This window comes from Citrobacter braakii, from assembly GCF_002075345.1.
GTDB lineage: Bacteria > Pseudomonadota > Gammaproteobacteria > Enterobacterales > Enterobacteriaceae > Citrobacter > Citrobacter braakii.
This window is the reverse complement of record NZ_NAEW01000042.1, coordinates 1-5,911: the sequence shown is the minus strand read 5'-3', so window position 1 is coordinate 5,911 and position 5,911 is coordinate 1. Positions and strand designations below refer to the sequence as shown.

Below are 5,911 nucleotides of genomic sequence, written 5' to 3'. Positions count from 1 at the left end.
TTTTGTGGGTGGTCAGCCGCTCGCTATGGCTTGCTTCTGACGGGGGCCGGAACACCGGAAAAGACAGCACTGGGGTGCCGCCTTTTCCTCTCGCACGCTGTGGGCGTGCTCGTTGTTCCTCCGGGGCTGCGCCTTTTCCGCATGGGGCGGAAAGAGGCTTGCCTCCCGGGTGAGCGCTGAACGCTTTCCCCCGGGACGTGAACGCTGTCGCCATGCCTTGGGGCATGTCACCAGCTTGCGCAGTGGGCTGCGCATCACGCCGGAAACCCCTCGCTTTAAGGAGAATGGTTCTATGTCACTTCCCGTTTTGCCGAATGTTAATTCGCTTGTGAACAATGTCGTTCCCGGGCTGGTTCCGGATATTTTTCCGTGGGTTAGCTGGCTGTTCCGGGATCACGTTGAGCTTGCAGTGCTGTTTGTGTTTATCGGAGTGGTGTCCGGACTGACCGATATCTGGTCCGGGCGGATGCGCTACGTTGGGTTAAGTCTCAAGGAACGGCGGGAGTACAACGATCGATACCGGCGCGATAATCAGCGTTCTGCGCCATTTTCGGTGCTGGCCTCGCTCGATTCGCCCGGACGGGTGATAACAGCCCGTCGTCACCTCTGGAACTGGCTGAATAAGCTTATCGAATGGGGCGGCCTTGCCCTGTTTGTTGTGCTGTTTTTTGCGGTGTTGATCGAAAGCTGGGGTGAATCGCTTCTCAGACCGGGAAAAGACACCAGCGCGGGGTTTTTCCTGCTGTATCCAGATAACCAGTTCGGGGCTGTTTGGTGTATTGGTGGGTTTGTTGTCGGGGTTGTTCTGGCAAAGTTGCTGGCGTTTTTCGTGCTTGAAGGGCATTTTGCGGCTGCCGATCAGAAGGTTAATGCGCAACTGAATCAGGAGAGCCGGCGCAGCAGCCAGCGAACCGGAGAGATGACAGACGTACGCCACCTGCATTTCGGGGAGCCGGTGCCGGTCAACGCGCTGGCGGATTTCTCCACGGAGCAGGCCCGGAAGCAGCAGGCGGTGTTTCTGGGTAAGGATGAGCAGGGCCTGCCGGTGCTGGTCCCGCGTGATACCTGGCGCAAGACCAACATTCAGATCCTCGGCCTGCCCGGGAGCGGCAAGAGCGTGATGGCCACCAACGCGCTCATTCGCTGTGTACGCGATTTCGGGGACGCGGTGGTGTACTTCGACCCCAAAGGGGACGCATGGGCGCCGCACGTCTTCCGGGCGCACTGCCCGGACTTCACCCTGCTGGATCTGCGGCCGGGGAAACCGGCGCAGCTTAATCTGTTCCGCGATCTCGACCAGTACGCCCTGAAGAATCTGCTGGTTGCCGGGTTTAACCTGGCGGAAACCGGCGATGTGGCCGACCACTACCGCATCAGCGAGCAGAAAGCGGCGAAGCTTATCGCGGAGCAGTTCCCGCACGGCGCGAACATTCAGCAGGTACTGGCGGCGGCGTATGCGCTGCCGGAGGCGCTGAAAAAGGACGTGAAGGGGCTGATCACCAAGCTGGAGAACGTCGCGGACCTGAGCGTCCTGCAGACGGATTCCGGTATTGATGTGGCGGGAATTATCAACGGCGGCGGCTGCCTGTACGTCATCGGTTCTATGGACGATGAGGCGGTGATCAGGGTGCAGAAAATGCTGTTTGCCCGCTGCGCGCAAATCATTATTGCGCGGGACGAGTTCCGCGCGTGGCCGCACGTCAGCGTGATGCTCGATGAAATCAAATACCTGCTCTCGAAATACGTGCTCAACGCGCTGGGGACGCTGCGCAGCCGCGACTGCAACCTGCTGCTGGCTCACCAGTCGCTGGGCGACTTCGGCCAGTGCGGGCAGGATCTGCCCGCTGATTTTGTGAAAACCACGGTGCTGGATAACACGCCGATCCGCTGGTTCTATCGTGCGGCCAGCCAGGAGTCCGCGCAGTGGGCGGCCGGACAGACCGGGGAAATCCGGGTGGACGTGGAGCGCCGCCGGGCCAGCCGGGAGGCGGGGAACGTGGAGCACATCAGCGGCGACAGCTTCATCCAGAAGGAGGCGCGGCCGCTGTTTGACGTGAACACCCTGCAGCACCTGCCTGACGGGTTCGCGGTCATGACCGGGCTGGGCGTGGCGCGGCTGGCGTTCAGCAGCCCGCTGCGGGTTGAGCGCCGCGAAATTCCGTTACAGTCGTTTCCTGTGCTGGCGAAATCGGACCCGCTGGCTGAATATCAGGCTGACGCGAAGCGGAAACTCCCGGACGGGGATGGTTTTGGAGATCTGTACTGATGTCACTGGAACACTACAACGTCAGCCACGCGAAGCGGCAGGATCGGAACGCGGAGAAAACCCGGCTTGTTCTGCGCTGGCTACGGGATGAACTCTGCTCGACAGCGGAGATTGTGGCCCGTCTGCTGGGGATTGCGGCGGTGCAGCCGGTTTACCGCTTCCTGGATAGTCTGGTGGCAAAAGGGCTGCTTGTCCGGGCTAAGTATCCAGTTGACGGCCGTCAGGTCAGCGTATGGGGATTGACGCCGCACGGGGTGGCGTTCTCGTTCGATGAGGACGAGCCACTGACGGATGTTATTCCGTTTCAGCCCTCGCGCGTGTCGGCGGCACAGCTACCGCACCGGCTGGCTGTGCAGTCACTGCGCCTCGATATGGTGGAACGGGGAGCCGCTGGCTGGCGATATGTGCACCGGCTGAGTCTGAAAGGGATGAAGATTCCGGACGCGCTGGCGGAGCTGAATGGTAAAACGGTGGCTTTTGAAGTGGAGCGCACAGTCAAGAGCCGTAAACGCTATCAGGAAGTGGTGTCCGGGTATCTGTTTAACCGCAAGGCTAACGGCATTGATGAAATCTGGTATGTCTGCCCGGATCGACCAACGTTAGTTCGGGTTCAGCGGGCTATTCTGGCGGTGGATGAGATTGTGAACCCACAAACCGGCGAGACCCGAAAAACGGCAGAACTGGACCGGGAACGTCTGTTTGCCTGCTTCAAATTCATGCAGTCTGGATGTAGCTGACGCGCTGCGCTTGTCCAATCCCTCACGGTTACGTGATTTATCACGTAACCGTGAGGGATTCCCTGTTAGTTACTGACGTGAGGAAAATGCCCCTAAAAGCTTCTGAGCCTTTTTCATGGTTTCAGTGGTGGTAAGTTACCCGAAAACCAGAAAAACGCCTCAAAATCGCTTACAGGCCGTTTTATGGGTATAAAACGGTCCGGGTTATAACCTGTGTTCTTACAGATGGTATCTGTAACGGTTATGCTTTATGAAGACAGTGTGAGAACGGCGAATATTTGGAGGTTTAATGAAAACTGTAGATGTCACACCTGTTATTGATGGTTTCAGGGGGGTTCTTGGCGGTCTCTGGCGTCTTTTTGTGTATATATTGCCGGTAATTTTACTGGCATATGCATTTGAGGAATTTGCAAGCAGAAACCTGTGGTTGAGGGATTTGATCCTCGAACATCTGGGGGGAAATGGCCTTCTGGCTTTGGTTTTGGGTTTCTGGCTTTTGTCTGTCAAAAAGATGTCTTTTAAGGTGCGCCAGACGCTTTCGATTGTTGTACTGGTGGTACTTGGTGTGATGTTTTTGGTAGCTCAAATTCCACCACTTCCAGTCAATCCGTAAGCAAATAGTATTGAATGAAAGTCCTTTTGTGGCTACAATGGGGTTGTATTGTTTAGCCGGAGATTAAAAGAATGAGACTTTCAGAAACCACAGTTCGCGCCCGTATTGACGTTGCAACGAAAGAACGTGCAGCCGAAACGCTTGCAACGATGGGCCTTTCACTGTCGGACGCTATCCGTCTGTTGCTGATTAACATTGCCGATGAGCGCCGACTGCCCTTTGAGGTTAAAGCCCCCAGAGGCAGTGCTGTAACCCGTGAAGCAATTAACGAACTGGAGGCAGGGAAAGGGAAAAAATTCGACAGCGTGGCATCGTTAATGGCGGAGCTGCATGAGGACGATTGAGCGAACCAGCGCGTTTAAAAAGGATTACAAGCGGGAAGCCAAAGGGAAACATCGGAACGACCTGGATGCCGTTCTTGTTTCTGTTCTCAACGATCTGGTCAGGGATGAACCGCTGGAACCACGGCAACGCGACCACGATTTAACAGGCAACTGGTCAGGGTACAGGGAATGTCATCTCAAGCCGGATCTGTTGCTGATTTACAGGAAGCCGGACAGTGAGTCGCTGCAACTGGCGCGTCTCGGTTCCCACAGCGAACTCTTTGGGTGAAAGGCAGGATATGAACGCGCTTGATTATTTTAATGAGAATCTGCCGAGAAAGCCTTATTTCACGGATGAATTGATTGCAGGGCTGCGCATCGGGAAAACCGCCCGGGCGAAGCTGGCGCGATACATTCAGCAAAACCAGCCACATGCACAATTCTGGCTGGTTTTTGACGTAGACCGGCAGGGCGCGGCTATCGACTGGACAGATTTGGGTGCGCCAGCACCCAATCTGGTAGTGATGAACCCGGAGAACGCGCACGCGCATTTGTTGTATGCGCTGGAAACAGCCATTCGCACGGCCCCGGACGGGAGTGTCAGGGCGCTGAAATATGCAGCCTCAGTTGAGCGGGCCTTGTGTGCGAAACTTGGCGCGGATTGTGGCTATTCGGGGTTGATCTGTAAGAACCCGAACAGCACAAGCTGGCGCGTGACACAGTGGCAACCCATTCCCTACACCCTAGAATGGCTGGCGGATTATGTCGATCTGGAGGCCGCAGGCCGCGCCCAGAACGACGCGGATTATGGTCTGGGCCGTAACTGCCACCTGTTCGAAAAAACCCGCAAATGGGCTTACAGGGCTATCCGTCAGGGCTGGCCTGATTTTGCCCAGTGGCTGGCAGCCTGCTGCCAGCGTGTCGAACTGTACAACGTCCAGTTGCCGGTTCCCCTGTCGATGCCTGAGTGTCATGCCATTGGCCGCAGCATTGCGAAATGGACACATTCGCGGTTTACCGCGTCAGGCTTTGCCGAGTTCGTGGCCGCCACGCATACCCCCGAGATTCAGGCCAAGCGAGGCAGCAAAGGAGGGAAGATTTCAAAGCGTGGCGCGAGCGAGACATCAGCCCGAACGCTTAAACCGTGGGAGCAATTAGGGATCAGTCGACGTTGGTACTATCAGAAAAAGAAACGCGGCTTACTTTGAGAGTGCACCAAATAAGCCTATATCAGATAACAGCGGTTTTCCCTCCTTTCGTGACTATTTCCCTTTTGGTGCATTTCCCCTTGATTCTTCAGCAAAAAAAGGGAAAACCGTCCCTCCGCGCCTACGGCGCGCTCGTGAGACCAAATAACCTATATCAGATAACAGCGGTTTCCTCTTTCTGATACGTGCCTGCATTCGTTGTGAGTGCTCCGTCCGCTCGCCGCAGTCTCACGGCAGGAGCGTAGCGACTGAGTGAGCGAGGAAGCGGAATATCATCCGCTGTCAGGTTGTGGCACTTACGCACTGATGGTATTGCTTATCTTATAAGGGTAATTAGATAGGTTAATCATTTATATTTTTATTAGTATCATTCATGTTAACCTATCTTAGGTTACTTTTTCTCCTTGCGGAGAAATGCAATTCATCCCCGCTGGGGCGTGGCTGAATTCAGGGTAAAAGTCCCTGCTTACGCTGGCTGGACGCCATCGACGCCGGAACTTTTACCCTCTTTCTGTCTTAGCCCGGCTGGACGCCGGTCACGACAGAAATTCACCCGGCCCCCGTCAGGCTCACGCCTGACCACCCACAAAAATCCACGGTGCTGAACGCACCTGACGCCGCAGCAAGCTGCGCCTGATTTTGTGGGTGGTCAGCCGCTCGCTATGGCTTGCTTCTGACGGGGGCCGGAACACCGGAAAAGACAGCACTGGGGTGCCGCCTTTTCCTCTCGCACGCTGTGGGCGTGCTCGTTGTTCCTCCGGGGC

General features: G+C 56.2%; 8 protein-coding genes. 6 read left to right on the top strand and 2 right to left on the bottom strand.

The genetic code is table 11. From position 1 onward, the window contains the following. On the bottom strand, positions 1-214 hold a 214-nt coding region (locus tag BZK42_RS29110; protein ID WP_211280451.1), incomplete at its 3' end, for a hypothetical protein. A 78-nt stretch (positions 215-292) separates the two neighbouring features. Here BZK42_RS29110 and BZK42_RS27215 point away from each other — a divergent pair. The 6 genes from BZK42_RS27215 to BZK42_RS27190 all read left to right on the top strand — a co-directional run bounded on the left by BZK42_RS27215 (position 293) and on the right by BZK42_RS27190 (position 5,147). After that, complete coding sequence (locus tag BZK42_RS27215; protein ID WP_143329764.1) at positions 293-2,266, top strand: type IV secretory system conjugative DNA transfer family protein; 1,974 nt, start codon at positions 293-295, stop codon at positions 2,264-2,266. After that, a complete protein-coding gene (gene mobC / locus BZK42_RS27210) occupies positions 2,266-3,003 on the top strand; it encodes a MobC family replication-relaxation protein (protein WP_080861344.1) in 738 nt (245 codons plus the stop codon). Before BZK42_RS27215 ends, mobC begins: the two co-directional genes overlap by 1 nt. Before the next feature lie 289 nt (positions 3,004-3,292). Further along, positions 3,293-3,616: a hypothetical protein gene (locus tag BZK42_RS27205; protein ID WP_080861341.1), complete on the top strand. Its 324-nt coding sequence runs from the start codon at positions 3,293-3,295 to the stop codon at positions 3,614-3,616. A gap of 71 nt (positions 3,617-3,687) precedes the next feature. After that, entirely contained in the window at positions 3,688-3,960 is a 273-nt protein-coding gene (locus BZK42_RS27200) for a type II toxin-antitoxin system RelB/DinJ family antitoxin (protein ID WP_080861338.1), read from the top strand. Then, positions 3,947-4,228, top strand: a complete 282-nt coding sequence (locus tag BZK42_RS27195; protein ID WP_080861333.1) for a type II toxin-antitoxin system YafQ family toxin — start codon at positions 3,947-3,949, stop codon at positions 4,226-4,228. Before BZK42_RS27200 ends, BZK42_RS27195 begins: the two co-directional genes overlap by 14 nt. A 10-nt stretch (positions 4,229-4,238) precedes the next feature. Beyond that, positions 4,239-5,147, top strand: coding sequence for a replication initiation protein (locus tag BZK42_RS27190; protein WP_080861332.1), 909 nt, complete (start codon positions 4,239-4,241; stop codon positions 5,145-5,147). Positions 5,148-5,716: 569 nt separating this feature from the next. On the opposite strand, the gene BZK42_RS29105 is transcribed toward BZK42_RS27190, so the two are convergent. Further along, on the bottom strand, positions 5,717-5,911 hold a 195-nt coding region (locus BZK42_RS29105; protein ID WP_211280450.1), incomplete at its 5' end, for a hypothetical protein.